The organism is Lysobacter gummosus, from assembly GCF_001442805.1.
GTDB classification, from domain to species: Bacteria; Pseudomonadota; Gammaproteobacteria; order Xanthomonadales; family Xanthomonadaceae; genus Lysobacter; species Lysobacter gummosus.
Map to the genome: position 1 here is coordinate 2,368,957 of NZ_CP011131.1, position 18,397 is coordinate 2,387,353.

Below are 18,397 nucleotides of genomic sequence, written 5' to 3' on the forward strand. Positions count from 1 at the left end.
GCCGCGCGAAAGCGATGCGCGATTGGGTTCGGCCCAACGGGTGCGAGCGGCGGTCAGCGCTTGCCGCCGAAGATGCCGCCGAGCAGGCCGCGCAGGATCTGCCGGCCGACCTGGCTGCCGACCGTGCGCGCGGTTTGCTTGGCCATGGTCTCGACCATGCCCTGGCGGCGCTTGGTGCCGAACACCGCGTCCTTGACCGCCTGGCCGAAACCGCCTTCTTCCTGATCGTCCTGCTCGCGGGTCTTGGCGGCCGGCGCCTGCGCCTGCTCGGTCGCGGTCTGCGCACGCTTGACCAGCATTTCTGCGGCCGATTCGCGATTGACCGAGGTGTCGTACTTGCCGCCGACCGGGCTGCCGGCGCGCACCTGCGCGCGCTCGGCCTCGGTGATGGCGCCCATGCGGCAACGCGGCGGCGCGATCAGGGTGCGTTCGACCGGCATCGGTATGCCCTTGTCCTGCAAGGTCGATACCAGCGCTTCGCCGGTGCCGAGCTTGGAAATCGCTTCGGCCACGTCGAGCGCCGGATTGGGCACGAAGGTTTCCGCCGCGGTCTTCACCGCCTTCTGGTCGCGCGGGGTGAACGCGCGCAGCGCGTGCTGCACGCGGTTGCCGAGCTGGCCGAGGATGTTGTCCGGCACGTCGTCGGGGAACTGCGAGCAGAAGTACACGCCCACGCCCTTGGAACGGATGATGCGCACGACTTGCTCGACCCGCTGCTGCAACGCCGGCGGGGCGTCGTCGAACAGCAGATGCGCTTCGTCGAACACGAACACCAGCTTGGGCTTGTCGATGTCGCCGACTTCCGGCAGTTGTTCGAACAACTCCGACAGCAGCCACAGCAGGAAGCTGGAATACAGGCGCGGCTTGAGGATCAGCGAATCGGCGGCGAGCACGTTGACCACGCCGCGGCCGTCGCTGGTGGTGCGCATCAGGTCGGCCAGCTCCAGCGCCGGCTCACCGAAGAAGTGGTTGGCGCCGTCCTGTTCCAGACGCAGCAGCGAGCGCTGGATCGCGCCGACCGACTGGCTGCTGACCAGGCCGTAGCTGGTCGAGATGTCCTTGCGCTCGTCGGCGACCAGGCCGAGCAGGGCACGCAGGTCTTCCAGGTCGAGCAGCAGCAGGCCGCGGTCGTCGGCGAGCTTGAACACGATGTCGAGCACGCCCGACTGGGTGTCGTTGAGTTCCAGGATGCGCGCCAGCAGGGTCGGGCCCATCTCGCTGACGGTGGTGCGCACCGGGTGGCCGAGCTTGCCGAACAGGTCCCAGAACACCACCGGATTGGCCGCCGGTGCCCAGTCGGCGACGCCGATCTCGGTCAGGCGCGACTGCAGCTTGTCGTTGCTCGCCCCGGGCACGGCCAGGCCGGCGACGTCGCCTTTGACGTCGGCGAGGAACACCGGCACGCCTTGGCGCGAGAAGCCTTCGGCCAGGGTCATCAGGGTGACGGTCTTGCCGGTGCCGGTGGCGCCGGCGACCAGGCCGTGGCGGTTGCCCAGTTTGGTGTGCAGGAAGACTTGCCCGCTCTCGGGCGTGGTCACGGCCTTGCCGATCAGGATGTCGTTCTGGTTTGCGCCGGGGGTCGGGGCCATGTCCGTGTCCGTGGTTCAGTGAAAGAGCAGGGGCCGATTCTAGCGGCAGCGGTGAGGGGTTCGTGAACCGTCGTCTCAGCGTGGCTGGGGGCGGCTGATCGGCTTGGTGCTTGTGGTGGTATTCCCGGGGTGGCCTTCGATGTAATTGTGGCGCGAGCGGAAACTCATTTTTTGTTTATATCTTCGCGGTCGAATTTGTCGTGGCCTTGCCGCGGCCTTGCCGCGGCCTTGCCGTGGCTGTGGCTGTGGCTGCTGCTGTTGCCGTAGCTGCTGTTTTTGCCGCTGCTATTGCCTTAGCCGTTGTTATTGCCTGGCCGTGGCTTGGCGCAGCAACTAACTCGCGAGACCAGGGACACCCGGAGGGCGGCGCACATGGACGTGCGCCGGGTCCCGCCGTGGGCAGGATGCCCACTGCGGGACCTGCCTGCGCAAGCACCGCACTCGTGGCTCTTGACTCGAAACAGCCAAAGCCCTTCCTTTGGTTACTTTTGACCGAAGGAAATCCCGTGGGACTTTGTCGCTTTGGACAAAGAAAGTGACCCGCCGCTCCATGGCGGAAGCTTTAGGCGTTTGATCTTGCTCTTGCTTGAGGCTTCTTTTGCTCGTCATTCCCGCGAAGGCGGGAATCCAGGGCCTTTCGTGCGAGAACGCTTGAAGTCTCTGGATTCCCGCTTTCGCGGGAATGACGGTAGGAGGGAGTGCGCAGGTCTGGTTGTTTCGATCAGGGATCGTTAGGTTCCTTTAGAAGCCTCAAGCAAGATCAAACGCTAAACGCTTCCGCCATAAAGCGGCGGGTCACTTTCTTTGTCCAAAGCGACAAAGTCCCACGGGATTTCCTTCGGTCAAAAGTAACCAAAGAAAACGCATTGGCTGTTTCGAGTCAAAAGCTACGAGTGCGATGCCGACGCAGGCAGGTCCCACATTGGGCATCCTGCCCAAGGTGGGACCCGGCGCACGTCCATGTGCGCCGCCCTCCGGGTGTCCCTGGTCTCGCGAGTTATTAGCGGCGCCAAGCCAAAGCCAAGGGCAGAGCAAAGCCGGAATCAGGGCCGGATCAAAATCTTGGCAACCGCAACCGCAACCGCAACCGCAACCGCAACCGCAACCGCAAAACGGTTCCGGACCGGCACCGCAACGACGGCGAAAGAGCGGCGGCCCACGGCTGTTCGGTCTCGCCCGGCCAAACCGGGAAAAACCAAGACGGATCAAGGTCCTTGCCCACCCCGAACCCCGCCGTTACCCTGGCCCCCCGCGAAAAGGAACACCCGCACGCCTCATGCCCGCTTACTCACGCCCCGTTTTCATCGGTATCAGGGGCGCGTTCGCGCCGCTCGCCGTCGCCCTCGCTCTGTGCAGCCTGTCCTCGCCAGCCGCCGCCGTGTCCAAGAAGGACCAGGCCGCGGTCGATGCGCTGACCCAACGCCTGCAATCGGCCGAAACCCGCTACCAGTCGGCCCTGGTCAAGATCCGCAACGCCGATCCGACCGGCCGCCAGGACAGCGACGCCGCGCTGGAGGACATGGAGGATGTGATCGCCGCCTGCCTCAAGCAGAAGGGCTGCCAGGTCAACACCATGCTCGCCGGCTACAAGCGCCTGCTCAAGGCCAGCGCCGATGCCTCGGCGGTCAGCGATGAAGACGCAGACGACGGCGGCCAACTCGACAGCGACGGGCTCGCCGCCGACGTGCCCGAAGCCGCGCGCGCCGCCGCGCTGCTCAGCGACGACGGCCAGCGCTTCGTCAAGATGGTGCAGTACAACCCGGCCGTGCAGGCCGGCATCAAGCGCTGGCTGACCGATCTGCGCGGCCCGCTGATGCAGAGCTACGACAACTATCAGTACATGCGTCCGATGATGTGGCCGTCGTTCGAGCGCGAAGGCCTGCCCGAAGCGCTGCTGTTCGGCATCATGGCGAAGGAATCCAACGGTCGCGTGCACGCGACCTCGCGCGCCGGCGCGGCCGGCCCGCTGCAGTTCATGTTCGCCACCGGCAAGCGCTTCGGCCTGGGCGACGACGGCACCGGTTTCGATACCCGTTACGACGCGCGTTCTTCGTCCCAGGCCGCCGCGGAATACCTCAACGAACGCCTGGGCCAGCTCAACAACAGCATCGAGATGTCGCTGGCCGCCTACAACGGCGGCGAAGGCCGCGCGCTGCGCATCAACAACGCCAGCGGCGGGCGCAATTTCTGGGACGAGTCGGTCTACAACCAGTTCCCGGCCGAAACCCGCGACTACGTGCCGATGGTGATCGCCGCGGCCTGGCTGTTCCTGCATCCGCGCGAATACGGCCTGCGTTTTCCCAAGGTGGACAACAAGCCGGCGCCGCTGCGCCTGAGCAAGGCCAGCTCGATCTACGAGCTGACCATCTGCATGGGCAGCAGCGGCAGCCGCGACGGCTACATGCGCGCGCTGCGCAATCTCAATCCGCGTTATCAGGCCGACAGCTATCTGTCCGCCGGCACCACGCTCAACGCCACCACCAAGATGGTCGGCCTGTACAACCGCTGGTGCCTGCAGGGCAAGCGTGCGGAACTTGCGCATACGCTGATCATGAGCGACCCCAACAGCGCGATCGTGCGCACCGGCCCGGTGACCGTGGTGCCGATGGAAGGCACGGGCGAAGACGGCACGGTGCCGGTCACCATCGCCACCGGCAAGCCCGCCGCCATCAAGCCCGAGCCGAAGAAGCGCGCCGTCCCGCGCGATTACAAGGTCCAGCGCGGCGAAACCCTGACCGACGTGGCGCGCAAGTTCTCCTGCGATACCAAGCAGCTGGGCAAGGCCAACGGCATCAAGGCGCCGCGTTATGTGGTCAAGCCGGGGCAGCGGATCAAGTTGAACGGTTGCGGCGACTGATCGGGGCGAAGTAGCCCACGCGCATCGAAGCGCGGCGAACCGTACGGTTCGCCGCTGATACTGACGACACGAGCGAGGATGCATGACGGCGAACACGCAAGCCCCGGCATCCGCGCCGCGCGCCTGGATCGGCGCGATCGCGCTGTGCGCGATCCTGGCCATCGCCGGCGCCTACTTCGCGCCGTGGCTGCATTACCTGTTCAAACCGTTGACCACGCTGCTGATCGTGGCGATGGTCTGGCGCCACGGCGGCGACGCCGAGCCCGGTTACCGCCGCGCGATCCTGATCGGCCTGCTGCTTTCGACCTGCGGCGATGTGTTCCTGATGTTGCCCGGGGATTGGTTCGTGTTCGGCCTGGGTTCGTTCCTGTGCGCGCACTTGGCGTATCTGGCCGGCTTGTGCGGACGCGCGCGATTGTTCGCGGTCATGTGGCCCTTGCTGGCCTATGCAGCGCTCGCTGCCGGCGTGCTGGCGATCGTGTGGCCGCATCTGCCGGGCGCTTTGCGTGTTCCGGTGATCGTCTACGTCGCCGTGCTCGCGACGATGGCGGCGCAAGCGGCGGTGGTATGGCGGCGCTGGCCGGTGCCGGCAACAGCTTTGGCCGCGTTGGGCGGAGCGTTCTTCGTCGCCTCCGATGCCACGCTGGCGATCGACCGTTTCGCCGCGCCGTTCGGCGCGGCGTCGCTGGCGGTGCTGGCGACGTACTGGATCGCGCAGACGTTGATCGGCTTGTCGGTACGCGGCCTTGCGTCGCGAGTGCGCGAGTAACGCCGCCGCCCGGCGCGTTTTGCCTCAGGACCGCGGCGCGGCCTTGTTCGCCTCGGATTGCGGCGATTGCTTATTGTCTGCGTTCGGATCGGATCGCCCCGGTTCGTCCGTCGCCTCCGCCGGCATCACCGCATCGCGCGCCTTGTTCCACCAGCTTCCAGCCACTTCACGCGCCTTGCCGGCGCCGCTGCTCACCGAATCGTTCAAGGGCTTCCAGGCCTGTTGCTCGGCGAAGCGCGCGGTGGTCTTCAGCACGTCCGGGCCTTCTTGCTTGATCGCTTCCCAAGTCAACACCGCGACCAGGCGCGGCATGAAGGCGAAGGAATCGACATCGCCGCCCTTGGCTTCGATCTTGGCGATGAACCGGGCCAGTTCCGCGCGTACTTCCGGCGGCGCGGTCGGGTCCTGGCTCATGTGCTTGAGCGCGACCAGGCCGTCGCCGGTGCGGCCTTCCTTGAAGGCGATGCCGGCGCGCGGCAGGTCGCTCATCCACGGCTGCCTGAGCAATTGCGCGAGCGCGTCGATATGCAGTTGCGCGCGGTCCCAGCGTTGTTCGCTGACCGCCAGATAGGCCAGGGTGACGTGCAGGATCATCACCTGTTCGGCCGGCGCCTTGTCCTGGCCGGCTTGCTTGGGCGCGGCCCAGGCTTTGTCGCTTTCGGCCTGCGCCAGTTGCGGCCACTGCTGGCGACGGAAGACGACCGAACGCAGTGAGTTGGCGGCGACGCGGTCGAACGGCGCGCAATCGCCGGCCTCGACGATGTCGCTTTCGGCCAGGGCGATGGTGCCCTTGTCGGCGATCAGGGCGCCGTAGGCCAGCAGCACGTGCATGGCGCAAATGTCGGCCTCGCTGAACTCCACCGGCGGCGTCTGGCCGCTCCACTGCGCGCCCTTGCGATACGCGGCGATGGCGGCGGGCATGCCGTTCTCCGACACGCGCCGGTAGTTCGTGTAGGCCAGGCCGTCGCGCAAGTCGGCCAGTTGCTCGGTTTCGCTCTTGTCGCCGCAGCCGGCGAGCGCGGCGGCCAGCACGGCCAGCGGCAGCGCCCGGCGCAGCGCCGGGCGTAACAGAATTCGCATGATTCCCCTCCGTGGGTGATGAGGCGCGGTCAGACGCCGCGCCGTGCCAGTGCCTGTCCCAGCCGCACCGCGGTCTCGGCGCTCAAGCCCGCGTCCAGTGCCGCCACGCCCGGCGGCAGCAGCACGATCACGGTCGAGCCGTAGTTGAAGCGCGCCATCTCGGCGAAGCGGTCGAGCTTGATGCCCTTGCCGCGATAGTCCTTGGTGGTGACCGCGTCGGCGTAGCGCGGAATCTCCACGCCGCTCCAGACCGTTTCCACGCCCGACACCAGCAGCGCGCCGACCATCACCATCGCCATCGGCCCGAATTCGGTATCGAAGTGGCAGACCAGGCGTTCGTTGCGCGCGAACAAACGCGGTACGTTGCGCACCGCGTCGGGGCCGACGCTGAAGAGGCGGCCCGGCACGTGCACGGTTTCGCGCAGCGTTCCGGCCCAGGGCATGTGCACGCGGTGATAGTCCTTCGGCGACAGGTACACGGTGGCGAACACGCCGTCGTTGAACGGTGCGGCCGCGGCGGCGTCGCCGCCGAGCAGTTCGGTCGCGGTGAACGATTGGCCCTTGGCCTGGAAGATGTCGCCGGCGCGGATCGGCCCGCATTGGCTGATGCGACCGTCGGCCGGCATCAGCAGCGTGCGCGGGTCCGGATCGGCCACGCGCGCGCCGGGCTTGAGCGCGCGGGTGAAGAAGGCGTTGAAGGTGGCGTAGGAACGCGGATCGGGATTGGCCGCTTCGGCCAGGTTCACGCCGAACTTTTCCGTGACCGTGTCGATCAGCCAGCGGCTGACGCGCGGATCGTCCGAGTACGCCAGCGCGCGCGCCAGCGACGACATGAAGCGGTGCGGCAGGGCGTAGGTCAGGGTGGTGACGAGGCTCACGGGGCGGCCTCCGTCAGCGCCTTCATGTCCTTGGCGATCACGTTCGGATCGAACGGCGGACGCAGCAGGCCGGCCATGCGGCCCTGCGGATCGAGCACGGCCATGCTGGCGCTGTGGTCCATCGTGTATTGGTCGGCCGGCGCGCCGTCGGGCGCGGGCACCTTGGCGAAGACCATGCTCAGCGACTTGGCGAAGGCTTCCAGCGCCGGCACGTCGGCGGTGGCGGCCAGGGTGTCCTTGTGGAAGCCGTGCGCGTACTCGCCGATCTTGTCCGGCGTATCGCGCTCGGGATCGACCGACACGAACAGCACGCGCGGGCGGCTGGCTTCGGCGATCGACTCCCAGGACTTCTGCGCCACCGACATCTGCGCCAGCGTGGTCGGGCACACGTCGGGGCAGTGGGTGAAGCCGAGGAAGACCAAGGTCCAGTGGCCCTTGAGTTCGCCGGGAATCAGCTGGGTGCCGTCGGACTGGCGCAGCGAGTAGGCGGGCAGAGTGCGCGGCGGGTCGAACAAGCGCACCGCCTCGGTCTGCGGCAGATTCGAGCGGCGGGCCTGGCCGAAGTATTTCTGCGAGGCCCACAGGCCGAGCGCGGCGGCGAGCGCGGCGATGAGGACGATGGCGGTGGTGCGATTGAACATGTCGGTTCCGGTTGTTGCGCCGGGGCATGATACCGGGCGCGGCGGGTGGTGCTGGGCTTAAGGCAAAAGGCAAAAGCGAATCCCCCCGGCCCCCTTTTTCAAAAGGGGGAGTCATCCTTGGGGATGCGTGGCGGCCGCAGCCGCGCCCCACCCGAACTCACGCCCCCCCCACCCGAAGGATTCCCCCCCTTTGAAAAAGGGGGCAGGGGGGATTTGCTCTTGCCCTGAACCCCCAATTCACCTCTCCGGCTATACTGCGCCTCTTGTTTCGCCCTGGACCCGCCGTGCCCGCTCCCGTTTTCTTCGAACCGCTGACCCTCGTCGACCTGATCCGTTACGGCGCCAGCCGCTTCAACGCGGCCGGGCTGACCTTCGGCCACAGTTACGACAACGCGCTGGACGAGGCGACTCAGTTGGTCCTGCACGCGCTGCATCTGCCGCACGACCTCAGCCCGGTCTACGGCCAGGGCAAGGTCACCAGCGAGGAAAAGGACGCGATCCTGGCGCTGTTCGAACGCCGCGTCGCCGAGCGCATTCCGGCCGCCTACCTGACCGGCGAAGCCTGGTTCGCCGGCCTGAGCTTCAAGAGCGACCGCCGCGCCCTGGTGCCGCGTTCGCCGATCGCGGAACTGATCGAATCGGGCTTCGAGCCCTGGCTCGGCGGCCGCGAAGTCGGGCGCGCGCTGGACCTGTGCACCGGTTCAGGCTGCATCGCCATCGCCACCGCGCATTACCACCCGGATTGGGAAGTGATCGGCGCGGACATCAACGACGACGCCCTGTCGCTGGCGGCCGAGAACAAGGCGCGCCTGCACGCGGACAACGTCGAACTGCGCAAGTCCGACCTGTTCCAGGGCCTGCAGGGCGAGGTTTTCGACCTGATCGTGACCAATCCGCCTTACGTCACCAACGAGGAAACCGACGCGCTGCCGAAGGAATATTCCTTCGAGCCCGAACTGGGCCTGCGCGCCGGCGACGACGGCCTGGACCTGGCGCTGAAGATCCTGCGCGACGCGCCGGAGCATCTGAGCGAGGACGGTGTGCTGATCTGCGAAGTCGGTGAAGCCGAGCGCGCGCTGGTCGAACTGCTGCCGCAGCTGCCGCTGGCCTGGGTCGAGTTCAAGGTCGGCCAGATGGGCATCTTCGTGGTCGAGCGCCACGATCTGGTCGAACACCACGACGAAATCAAACGGCTCGCCGACGCGCGAGCCTGAGTCACGCGCGTCGGCGGCCGGTAGCGAAGGCGGGATCCCGTCCTTCGCAGTGCCGCGCGCTGCGCCGATCTCCCGGCGCCGCGTACACGGCGCCAAGCCAGCCGGAACTTACCCGCAGCAAGTGGTAAGCGCGGCGCGGCATCCTGCACTCCATCGGAAGCCGCGGATCGTCCGGATCCGTCGCGGCTGCGTGTGCGCCTTCGTTACAGCGGAAACCGGCCGGGTCGGCTATCGTGGACCGGATCGGTGTTTTGCCTGCGCGCCGCCGCCAACCGCCCGCACCGGCAAAGGTTCTGAGCCCGCGCCAAAGGCTCATTTCCGCCCGCGAACGCCGCGTCATACCATCGAAGCGGCACGCGCGGTTCAGGCCGCCGCGCACTTCATCGCCAGCACACCGGCAACACCGATCATCGCCTTCGCCCCACACGCCGGAACGCCGGCACGCACCAGGAACCCCGCAGTGGCCAGCAACAGCTTCGGAACCCTCTTCACCGTGACCACCTTCGGCGAAAGCCACGGCCCGGCGATCGGCTGCGTGGTCGATGGCTGCCCGCCCGGATTGGCGATCGCGCCGGAAGACTTCCGCCACGATCTCGACCGCCGCGCCACCGGCAAGACCCGCCACACCTCGGCGCGGCGCGAGGCCGACGACATCGAAATCCTCAGCGGCGTCTATCAGGGCCTGACCACCGGCACCCCGATCGCGCTGCTGATCCGCAACACCGACGCGCGCAGCAAGGACTACGGCGCCATCGCCGAGCAGTTCCGTCCCGGCCACGCCGATTACAGCTACTGGCAGAAGTACGGCCTGCGCGATCCGCGCGGCGGCGGGCGTTCGTCCGCGCGCGAGACCACGATGCGCGTGGCGGCCGGGGTGATCGCCAAGAAGTGGCTGGCCGAACGCTATGGCGTGACGGTGCGCGGCTTCATGTCGCAGATCGGCGAGGTCGTGCCGAACGGCTACGACTTGTCGGTGGTGGAGGGCAACCCCTTCTTCTGGCCCGACGCCGCCCAGGTGAGCGAGCTGGAAACCTATATGGACGCGCTGCGCAAGTCCGGCGATTCGGTCGGCGCGCGCGTGGACGTGGTCGCCGACAACGTGCCGCCGGGCTGGGGCGAGCCGATCTACGGCAAGCTCGACGGCGAACTCGCCGCCGCGCTGATGAGCATCAACGCGGTCAAAGGCGTGGAAATCGGCGACGGTTTCGCCGCGGTCGCGCAAAAGGGCAGCGAGCATCGCGACGAACTGTCGCGCGCCGGCTTCGCCAGCAATCACGCCGGCGGCATCCTCGGCGGCATCAGCACCGGCCAGCAGCTGCGTTGCTCGACCGCGTTCAAGCCGACCTCCAGCCTGCGCCTGCCGGGCCGCAGCGTGGATATCCACGGCAACGAAGTCGACGTGGTCACCACCGGCCGCCACGATCCCTGCGTCGGCATCCGCGCCACGCCGATCTGCGAGGCCATGGTCGCGCTGGTGCTGATCGATCAGGCGCTGCGCCATCGCGCCCAGTGCGGCGATGTCGGCACGGTGACCCCGCGCATTCCCGCCGCGCCGGAATTCGACGGCGATGTCTGAGCGGCCGCGCGTATGGGTGTCGCAGCCGTTGTTCGACGACATCGTCGGGCGCTTGGCGGAGTATTTCGAGGTCAACGCTACCGCGGCGGTGACCCAGCATTCGCCCGAGGCGGCGAACGCCGCCTTGCGCGAGGCCGACGGCGCCCTGGTCACACTCAACGATCCGATCGGCGCGGCGCAGATCGCCGGCGCCGCCAAATTGCGCGCGATCGCCAACGTCGGCGTGGGCTACAACAATCTCGATCTGCCGGTGCTGAGCGCGGCCGGCATCCTCGCCAGCAACACGCCCGATGTGCTGACCGAAACCACCGCCGACTTCGGCTGGGCGCTGATGATGGCGGCCGCGCGCCGGATCGGCGAGGCCGAGCGCTGGTTGCGCGAAGGCCACTGGCAGCGCTGGAGTTTCGATTCGCTGCTCGGCGGCGACGTGCACGGCGCCACACTCGGCATTCTCGGCATGGGCCGGATCGGCCAGGCCATCGCGCGGCGCGCGAACGGGTTCGGCATGCGCACGCTGTATCACAACCGCAGCCGCCTGCCCGAGACGGTGGAGCGCGAATGCGCGGCGAGCTATGTCGGTTTCGACGACCTGCTGGGTCGCGCCGATCATCTGATCCTGGTGCTGCCGTATTCGCCGCAATCGCATCACCTCATCGACGCGGCGGCGCTGGCCAGGATGCAACCGCATGCCACGCTCACCAATATCGCGCGCGGCGGCATCATCGACGAAGACGCGCTGTGCGACGCCCTGGAGCAGGGGCGGTTGGCGGCGGCCGGCCTGGATGTCTATGAGGGCGAGCCCAGGCTCAATCCACGCCTGCTGCAACAGCGCCGGGTGGTGCTGACCCCGCATATCGCCAGCGGCAGCCTGGCCACGCGCCGGGCGATGGTGTCGCTGGCGGTGGACAATCTGATCGCGGCCCTGGGTTATGGGCCCGATGCGGGGCGTCCGCCATCGCCGTTGAATGCCGGAATTCGAGATTAGGGGTTCGAGACTGGAAAACGGAATACCTGGAAAGCGCACACGCTTTGCGAATCCCGAATCCCCGATCCCGAATCCCCGCTCCAAAGCAACACCCGCCGGAAATGGGTCCGGCGGTCCCCACAAGTCAGGTAACTGAGAACAGATGAACGCCAAGACGTCCTGCAATGTCGCCGTGGTCGGTGCTACCGGCGCGGTCGGTGAAACCATGCTGAAGGTGCTGGCCGAGCGCAAATTTCCGATCGGCCGGCTGCATGTGTTGGCGAGCGAACGCTCGGCGGGAGAGAAACTCGAGTTCGGCGGCAAAACCATCGTGGTCGAGGATCTGGCGAAATTCGATCCCAGCGGCGTGGACATCGCGCTGTTCTCGGCCGGCGGCTCGGTGTCGAAGGAATACGCGCCCAAGTTCGCCGCCGCCGGCGTGGTGGTGATCGACAACTCCTCGGCCTTCCGCTACGACGACGACGTGCCGCTGGTGGTCAGCGAGGTCAATCCGGAAGCGGCCAGGAACCGCCCGCGCGGCATCATCGCCAATCCGAACTGCTCGACCATGCAGATGCTGGTCGCGCTGGCGCCGATCCATCGCAAGGCCAAGATCGAGCGCATCAACGTGGCGACCTACCAGTCGGTGTCCGGCACCGGCCGCCGCGCGCTGGAGGAACTGGGCAAGCAGACCGCGGCGCTGCTGAACTTCCAGCAGGCCAAGGCCGAGGTCTATCCGGTGCAGATCGCCTTCAACGTGATCCCGCACGGCGGCGACTTCACCGACAACGGCTACACCACCGAAGAGATGAAGCTGGTCTGGGAGACGCGCAAGATTCTCGGCGACGACAGCATCGGCGTGAACGCGACGGTGGTGCGGGTGCCGGTGTTCTACGGCCACTCCGAGGCGGTGCACATCGAAACCCGCGACAAGCTGTCCGCGGCCGACGCGCGCGCGCTGCTGGAAACCGCGCCGGGCGTGGAAGTGGTGGACGAGCCGGTCAACGGCGGATATCCGACGCCGGTCACGCACGCTTCGGGACAAGATCCCGTTTTCGTCGGCCGCATCCGCGAGGACATCTCGCATCCGCGCGGCCTGTCGTTGTGGGTGGTGTCGGACAACATCCGCAAGGGCGCGGCGACCAATGCCGTGCAACTGGCGGAGCTGGTCTGGAACGAGCGCTGATCGCGCGGCGCTTGCAGGCTATATAGAGGTATCGATCGGGCCCCGCGGGGCCCGATCTTCTTTGCGCGGCCGGGGCAGGCGGGCAGGGCGGATCGGCGTCCTTGAGGTCTTTTGTAGGAGGGGCTTCAGCCCCGATGCTCTTGTCACAGATCGCCGCGGCTTGATCGAAAAGCATCAGGCCTGAAGGCCCTCCCACAAAAGCAGCTCCTCCCACAAAAGACCTCCAGGCCGGCGAGCCAACCCGCAGCCCAGCCCCCAAACCGCATCGATTCCGTCATCCATACCCGATGACACCCATCCGACCGCAACGAAAACTTCACTTCGCGTTGCGCATAACTACTCCCGACCGCTAGAGTCGCCGCCTGACGTTGGCAATGGGATCGTCCGTGAGATCAGGTTTCGCACGCACCGCCTTGGCTTTGGCGCTGGCTTTGGCCAGCGGAGCTGCCTGTGCGCTGGGTCTGGGACAGATCGAGGTCAAATCGCGCTCCGGCCAGCCGCTGCTGGCCGAGATCCCGGTGATCTCCAGCGGCCCGGACGAACTGGCGCAGTTGCGCGCGGGCCTGGCCTCGCCGGAAACCTTCCAGCGCATCGGCCTGGAAGCGCCGCAGGGCATCGTCACCGACCTGCGCTTCACCCTCGCGCTGGACAGCGCCGGCAAGCCGGTGATCCGCGTGACCAGCTCGCTGCCGGTCAACCAGCCGCTGCTGACCTTCCTGATCGAAGTCGATTGGGGGCAGGGCCGCCTGACCCGCGAATACTCGGCCCTGCTCGACGCGCCGCGCACGGTGTCGGCGCCGATGCAGCCGCCGATCCAGGCGCCCAAGGGCGCCGCGCCGAACACCATCGAACGTCCGCTGGAGGCGCCGCTGCCGTTCGGCGCGCAGCCGCAGGCGACCGATCCGCTGTCGGTGGACAACGAACTCGATCGCTACGATCCGGGCAGCGCGGTGCCGGCGCCGTCGGCGTATCCGCCCGATGCGATCGCGGTCCAGCCCGAGCCGGCGCCCGAGCCCGACGTGCTCACCGCCGAGCCCGCGCCGCGTCCGCTTGCGCCGTCCAACACCGGCAGCATCCCGCGCGCGCCGCGCCAGCCGCGTGCGCAGGCCGCCGCGCCGGTCGTTGCCGCCGAGGGCGACATCACTGTCGAACGCGGCCAGACCCTGTCCGGCATCGCCGCGGGCATGGCCGGCGAGCACACGCTCAATCAGACGATGATCGCGCTGCTGCGGGCCAATCCGGAGGCCTTCATCGGCGGCAACATCAACCGCCTGCGGGCCGGCGCGGTGCTGCGCCAGCCGCCGGGCAATCAATTGACCGCGATCGACGCGCGCGAAGCCAGCGAGCTGGTGCGCGTGCAGATCCAGCAGTGGCGCCAGGGCGTGGCCAGTCCGGCGGTGCCGCAGCCGATCGCGCTGGAGGCCGACCGCGTCGCCAAGGCGCCGGTGGCTCCGGCGCTGCGCGACGGCTCGGGCCGCAGCAGCGACGCGCGTTTGGAAATCGTTCCGCCGGGCGCCAGTCGCGCGACCCAGGCCGGGGCTCAATCCGGCATCAGTGCCGGAGGCGAGGGCGAGATGGTGCGACAAGAGATGCAGCAGGCCAACGAGACCATCGCCGCGCGCGATCAAGAGCTCAGCGAGCTCAAGAGCAAGGTCGCCGAGCTGGAGAAGTTGCAGAAGGACCAGCAGAAGCTGATCGCGCTCAAGGACAGCGAGCTGGCGGCGACGCAGCAGCATCTGTCCGAACAGCAGGCGCGCGCCGACGGTGGTTCGCCGATGCCGTGGATCTTCGGCGGGCTGGGCGTGCTGGCGCTGTTGATCGGCGGCTGGGTGCTGAGCCGGCGCGAGCCCAAGCGGCCGGCATTCCGCGCGCCGGGCCCGGACAGCGCGGCGCCCTATGGCGACCGCGACCCGGTCCAGGACCCGGTCGAATCGCTGCGCCGCCGGCCCGAGGTCGCGCCGGCGTTGATCGATCCGGTCGCGCAGTTGCTCGCGCAGCCCGAATCCAAGCCCGCGCCCGACGCGCAGGACGAACCGCTGGCGGCGCCGTTCTGGACCGCGTCGGCGGCCGAACAGAAGCCGCGCACGAACGCGCCGACCTGGCATTCGGCCGAGGTCGGCAGCGCGCCGACGCGCCGTGCCGCGCCGGCCGCTTCCACGGTCGCGGCGCCGGTTCCGGCTCCCAGCCCGGCTGCGGCCGCGATCCCGGTTCCGGTGCAGGCCGTCGCGGTCGAACCGGCCGCCGTGGCCGAGCCGGCCGTGGCCGACGCGCGCGCGGCGGTAACCGCCCAGGCAAGTTCGGCCCCGGGCCAGGAGCGCATCGAACTGGCCCGCGCCTACCTGGACCTGGGCGATGAAAGCAGCGCGCGCCAGTTGCTCGGCGAGGTGCTGATCAACGGCGACCACGCCGCGCGCCAGCAGGCCGCGCGTCTGCTGCGCGAGCTGGAAGCCTCCAGCTAAAGCGCAACGGTGCGGCGAACGGGCAGGACGGCTGACTCATGGCGGTAGAGCAACGCGATCCCATCGCGAACGACGGCGTCGTGCCGCTGCGTCGCTTCGCGCTGGGCGTGGAATACGACGGCGGCGAATACTCCGGCTGGCAGCGCCTGGTGCGTCCGGGCGAGCCGGACCTGCGCGGCGAATCGACCGTGCAGACCACCTTGGAAGACGCGCTGAGCTTCGTCGCCGGCAGCCGGGTCGAAGTGACCTGCGCCGGCCGCACCGATGCCGGCGTCCACGCTTCGTGCCAGGTCGTGCATTTCGACACCCACGTCGAGCGCGAACCGCGCGGCTGGGTGCTGGGCACCACCTCGCGCTTGCCGGCGTCGGTGTGCGTGCGCTGGTGCGTGCCGGTCGCGGCCGATTTCCACGCCCGCTTCTCGGCGCGGGCGCGGCGCTACCGTTACCGCATCCTCAACCGCTCGGTGCGTCCGGCCCTGCAGCGGCAATACCTGAGCTGGGAGAGGCGCCCGCTCGACGCCGACGCCATGCACCGCGCCGCGCAGGCGCTGCTCGGCGAACACGACTTCTCCGCGTTCCGCACCGTCCACTGCCAGGCGCCGCACGCGCGCCGCGATCTGCAGCACATCAGCTTGCGCCGGGACGGAGATATCGTGGAAATGGAGGTCCAGGCGAATGCCTTTCTTCACCACATGGTGCGCAATATTGTCGGAAGCTTGCTGCTGGTCGGCCGAGGCGATCAGCCCGAGGGGTGGATCGCCGAGTTGCTGGCCGGGCGCGACCGTACCGTCGCCGGTCCCACCGCACCGTCGGCGGGTCTGGTGTTCGTGGGGCCGCGTTATCCCGTCGAGTGTCAGTTGCCTGTCGAGGTCAGCCTTTGAATCCGCCCCGCACTTTGTTCCGCACCCGCATCAAATTCTGCGGTTTCACCCGTCCCGGCGATGTGCGCCTGGCTTGCGAGCTGGGCGCGGACGCGATCGGCTTCGTGTTCGCCTCGGGCAGTTCGCGCCGGGTCGCGGCCGAGGAAGCCCGGGCGATGCGCCAGGCCTTGGCGCCGCTGGTCGATGCGGTGGCCTTGTTCAGCGACAACCCGGTCGATGAGGTGCGCGAAGTCGTGCGCCAGGTCCGGCCCAGCCTGCTGCAGTTCCACGGCAACGAGGACGACGCGTTCTGTCGCGGTTTCGGCGTGCCTTATCTGAAAGCGATCCCGATGGGCGGCGAGTTGGCCGACCAGCATCCCTCGGCGCTGCACATGCGCTATCCCGGCGCGGCCGGTTTCCTGTTCGACAGCCATGCCCGCGGCGGCAGCGGCGGCAGCGGCAAGACCTTCGACTGGAAGCGCATTCCGGTGGGGGTGCAGAAGCCGTTCGTGCTGGCCGGCGGCATCACCCCGGACAACGTGTTCGAGGCGATCCAGGCGACCTTGCCCTGGGGCGTGGACGTGTCCAGCGGCATCGAGAGCGCGCCGGGGCTGAAGGACGGCGACAAGATGCGGCATTTCGTCGAGGAAGTGCGGCGGGCGGATTGTCACGTCGATTGAGGGCGTTTGCCGGTAAAAGCAAATCCCCCCTGGCCCCCCTTTTTCAAAGGGGGGAATTCTTCGGGTGAGGGCGGTAGTGCGTGTGCAGGCTCGCTTCGGTGCGATACCCCACGATCGCCGCGCAGCAGTTCCCCCCTTTGAAAAAGGGGGGCAGGGGGGATTTGCTTTTACCCACCCGATCACAACAAAACCGCGCACCCCATTCCGCCATACCCCGATGCGTACGGTCGTCGCCGTGATGCCCTAAACTCTGCGTTCCGCCGCGCAGCGCGCGACGCCCCTCGCTACGACGCCCAGCCGATGTCCGCCGAACCGATCGCCCAACCCGCCGTCGTCCCGCCAATCGATTTCCACGCCTACCCGGACGCCTCCGGCCATTTCGGCCGCTACGGCGGACGCTTCGTCGCCGAGACCCTGATCGCGCCGATCGAGGAACTGGCCCGCGCCTACGACGCCGCCCGCGTGGATCCGGCCTTCATCGCCGAATTCGAACGCGACCTGGCCCATTACGTCGGCCGCCCCAGCCCGATCTATCACGCCCAGCGCCTGAGCGACGAAGTCGGCGGCGCGCAGATCCTGCTCAAGCGCGAAGACCTGAACCACACCGGCGCGCACAAGATCAACAACACCATCGGCCAGGCCCTGCTGGCCAGCCGCATGGGCAAGACCCGCATCATCGCCGAGACCGGCGCCGGCCAGCACGGCGTCGCCAGCGCCACCGTGGCCGCGCGCCTGGGCCTGGAATGTGTGGTCTACATGGGCGCGACCGATATCGAGCGGCAGAAGATCAACGTCTATCGCATGAAGCTGCTCGGCGCGACCGTGGTGCCGGTCACCAGCGGTTCGCAGACGCTCAAGGACGCGCTCAACGAGGCGATGCGCGACTGGGTCACCAACGTGCGCGACACCTTCTACATCATCGGCACCGTCGCCGGTCCCGATCCGTATCCGCGCATGGTCCGCGACTTCAACGCCGTGGTCGGCCGCGAGGCGAGGGCGCAGATGCTGGCCGAGTACGGCCGCCTGCCCGATGCGATCACCGCCTGCGTCGGCGGCGGCAGCAACGCCATCGGCCTGTTCCATGCGTTCTTGAACGATCCCTCGGTGCGCATCGTCGGCGCCGAGGCGGCAGGCGACGGCATCGAAACCGGCCGCCACGCCGCCTCGCTCGCCGCCGGACGCCCCGGCGTGCTGCACGGCAACCGCACCTACGTGCTGTGCGACGACGACGGCCAGATCATCGAAACCCATTCGGTCTCCGCCGGCTTGGACTATCCCGGCGTCGGCCCCGAGCACGCGTTCCTGAAAGACACCGGCCGCGCCGAATACGTCGGCGTCACCGACGAAGAAGCGCTGGAAGCCTTCCGCACCCTGGCGCGCACCGAAGGCATCCTGGCCGCGCTCGAGTCCAGCCACGCCATCGCCCAGGCGGTCAAGCTGGCGCGGACGATGCCGAAGGACCAGGTGGTGTTGTGCAACCTGTCCGGTCGCGGCGACAAGGACGTGCATACCATCGCTGGTCGCGAAGGTCTGCACTTCTGATCAAACGCTCGCGCGCGCCTTCCCTTCTCCCGCCTGCGGGAGAAGGTGCCCGGAGAGCCTGCCCCCGCGAAGGCAGGGGGCGGATGAGGGACGCAACGAAGC

Annotated in this window: 14 protein-coding genes; 10 read left to right on the forward strand and 4 right to left on the reverse strand. The window is 68.1% G+C overall.

Annotated features, from left to right (window positions below; translation table 11 throughout):
- Positions 1-53: 53 nt before the first annotated feature.
- The gene (locus LG3211_RS09855) at positions 54-1,589 is read right to left on the reverse strand and encodes a helicase HerA-like domain-containing protein (protein ID WP_057942683.1); all 1,536 of its coding nucleotides are present in this window, start codon (positions 1,587-1,589) and stop codon (positions 54-56) included.
- 1,276 nt (positions 1,590-2,865) lie between these two features.
- On the opposite strand from LG3211_RS09855, the gene LG3211_RS09860 reads away from it, so the two are divergent.
- Both LG3211_RS09860 and LG3211_RS09865 read left to right on the forward strand, forming a co-directional pair.
- Complete coding sequence (locus LG3211_RS09860; protein WP_057942684.1) at positions 2,866-4,446, forward strand: transglycosylase SLT domain-containing protein; 1,581 nt, start codon at positions 2,866-2,868, stop codon at positions 4,444-4,446.
- 82 nt (positions 4,447-4,528) lie between these two features.
- On the forward strand, positions 4,529-5,215 hold the full coding sequence (locus LG3211_RS09865; RefSeq protein WP_057942685.1) for a lysoplasmalogenase: 687 nt from the start codon (positions 4,529-4,531) through the stop codon (positions 5,213-5,215).
- A 24-nt stretch (positions 5,216-5,239) separates the two neighbouring features.
- On the opposite strand, the gene LG3211_RS09870 is transcribed toward LG3211_RS09865, so the two are convergent.
- The 3 genes from LG3211_RS09870 to LG3211_RS09880 are packed head-to-tail and all read right to left on the reverse strand — an operon-like array spanning position 5,240 to position 7,814.
- Positions 5,240-6,295 (reverse strand): hypothetical protein, encoded by a 1,056-nt coding sequence (locus LG3211_RS09870; RefSeq protein WP_057942686.1) that lies wholly within the window; start codon positions 6,293-6,295, stop codon positions 5,240-5,242.
- Between the two features lie 29 nt (positions 6,296-6,324).
- Positions 6,325-7,173, reverse strand: coding sequence for an archaetidylserine decarboxylase (gene asd, locus LG3211_RS09875; protein WP_057942687.1), 849 nt, complete (start codon positions 7,171-7,173; stop codon positions 6,325-6,327).
- Positions 7,170-7,814, reverse strand: coding sequence for an SCO family protein (locus LG3211_RS09880; protein ID WP_057942688.1), 645 nt, complete (start codon positions 7,812-7,814; stop codon positions 7,170-7,172). The genes asd and LG3211_RS09880 overlap by 4 nt, the downstream gene beginning before the upstream one ends.
- A 284-nt stretch (positions 7,815-8,098) precedes the next feature.
- Between LG3211_RS09880 and prmB the strand changes: the two genes are divergently transcribed.
- From prmB to trpB, 8 genes are all read left to right on the forward strand, one after another.
- Positions 8,099-9,028, forward strand: coding sequence for a 50S ribosomal protein L3 N(5)-glutamine methyltransferase (prmB, locus tag LG3211_RS09885; protein ID WP_057942689.1), 930 nt, complete (start codon positions 8,099-8,101; stop codon positions 9,026-9,028).
- A 460-nt stretch (positions 9,029-9,488) separates the two neighbouring features.
- Positions 9,489-10,604: a chorismate synthase gene (aroC, locus tag LG3211_RS09890; RefSeq protein ID WP_057942690.1), complete on the forward strand. Its 1,116-nt coding sequence runs from the start codon at positions 9,489-9,491 to the stop codon at positions 10,602-10,604.
- Complete coding sequence (locus LG3211_RS09895; RefSeq protein WP_057942691.1) at positions 10,597-11,589, forward strand: 2-hydroxyacid dehydrogenase; 993 nt, start codon at positions 10,597-10,599, stop codon at positions 11,587-11,589. The genes aroC and LG3211_RS09895 overlap by 8 nt, the downstream gene beginning before the upstream one ends.
- A gap of 142 nt (positions 11,590-11,731) precedes the next feature.
- Positions 11,732-12,754, forward strand: coding sequence for an aspartate-semialdehyde dehydrogenase (locus LG3211_RS09900; protein ID WP_057942692.1), 1,023 nt, complete (start codon positions 11,732-11,734; stop codon positions 12,752-12,754).
- A 386-nt stretch (positions 12,755-13,140) separates the two neighbouring features.
- Entirely contained in the window at positions 13,141-15,213 is a 2,073-nt protein-coding gene (locus LG3211_RS09905; protein WP_148648836.1) for a motility hub landmark protein FimV, read from the forward strand.
- Positions 15,214-15,251: 38 nt separating this feature from the next.
- Entirely contained in the window at positions 15,252-16,094 is an 843-nt protein-coding gene (gene truA, locus LG3211_RS09910) for a tRNA pseudouridine(38-40) synthase TruA (RefSeq protein ID WP_057942694.1), read from the forward strand.
- On the forward strand, positions 16,091-16,753 hold the full coding sequence (locus tag LG3211_RS09915; protein WP_057942695.1) for a phosphoribosylanthranilate isomerase: 663 nt from the start codon (positions 16,091-16,093) through the stop codon (positions 16,751-16,753). The genes truA and LG3211_RS09915 overlap by 4 nt, the downstream gene beginning before the upstream one ends.
- 300 nt (positions 16,754-17,053) lie before the next feature.
- Positions 17,054-18,295 (forward strand): tryptophan synthase subunit beta, encoded by a 1,242-nt coding sequence (trpB, locus tag LG3211_RS09920; RefSeq protein ID WP_057942696.1) that lies wholly within the window; start codon positions 17,054-17,056, stop codon positions 18,293-18,295.
- The last annotated feature ends 102 nt before the right edge of the window (positions 18,296-18,397 follow it).

Excerpts from the sequence above, each read along its gene's own strand:
- LG3211_RS09880 (WP_057942688.1), bottom strand. The coding sequence starts at position 7,814 with ATGTTCAATCGCACCACCGCCATCGTCCTCATCGCCGCGCTCGCCGCC.
- LG3211_RS09855 (WP_057942683.1), bottom strand. The coding sequence starts at position 1,589 with ATGGCCCCGACCCCCGGCGCAAACCAGAACGACATCCTGATCGGCAAG.
- LG3211_RS09870 (WP_057942686.1), bottom strand. The coding sequence starts at position 6,295 with ATGCGAATTCTGTTACGCCCGGCGCTGCGCCGGGCGCTGCCGCTGGCC.
- LG3211_RS09860 (WP_057942684.1), top strand. The coding sequence starts at position 2,866 with ATGCCCGCTTACTCACGCCCCGTTTTCATCGGTATCAGGGGCGCGTTC.
- truA (WP_057942694.1), top strand. The coding sequence starts at position 15,252 with ATGGCGGTAGAGCAACGCGATCCCATCGCGAACGACGGCGTCGTGCCG.
- LG3211_RS09900 (WP_057942692.1), top strand. The coding sequence starts at position 11,732 with ATGAACGCCAAGACGTCCTGCAATGTCGCCGTGGTCGGTGCTACCGGC.
- LG3211_RS09895 (WP_057942691.1), top strand. The coding sequence starts at position 10,597 with ATGTCTGAGCGGCCGCGCGTATGGGTGTCGCAGCCGTTGTTCGACGAC.
- LG3211_RS09865 (WP_057942685.1), top strand. The coding sequence starts at position 4,529 with ATGACGGCGAACACGCAAGCCCCGGCATCCGCGCCGCGCGCCTGGATC.
- trpB (WP_057942696.1), top strand. The coding sequence starts at position 17,054 with ATGTCCGCCGAACCGATCGCCCAACCCGCCGTCGTCCCGCCAATCGAT.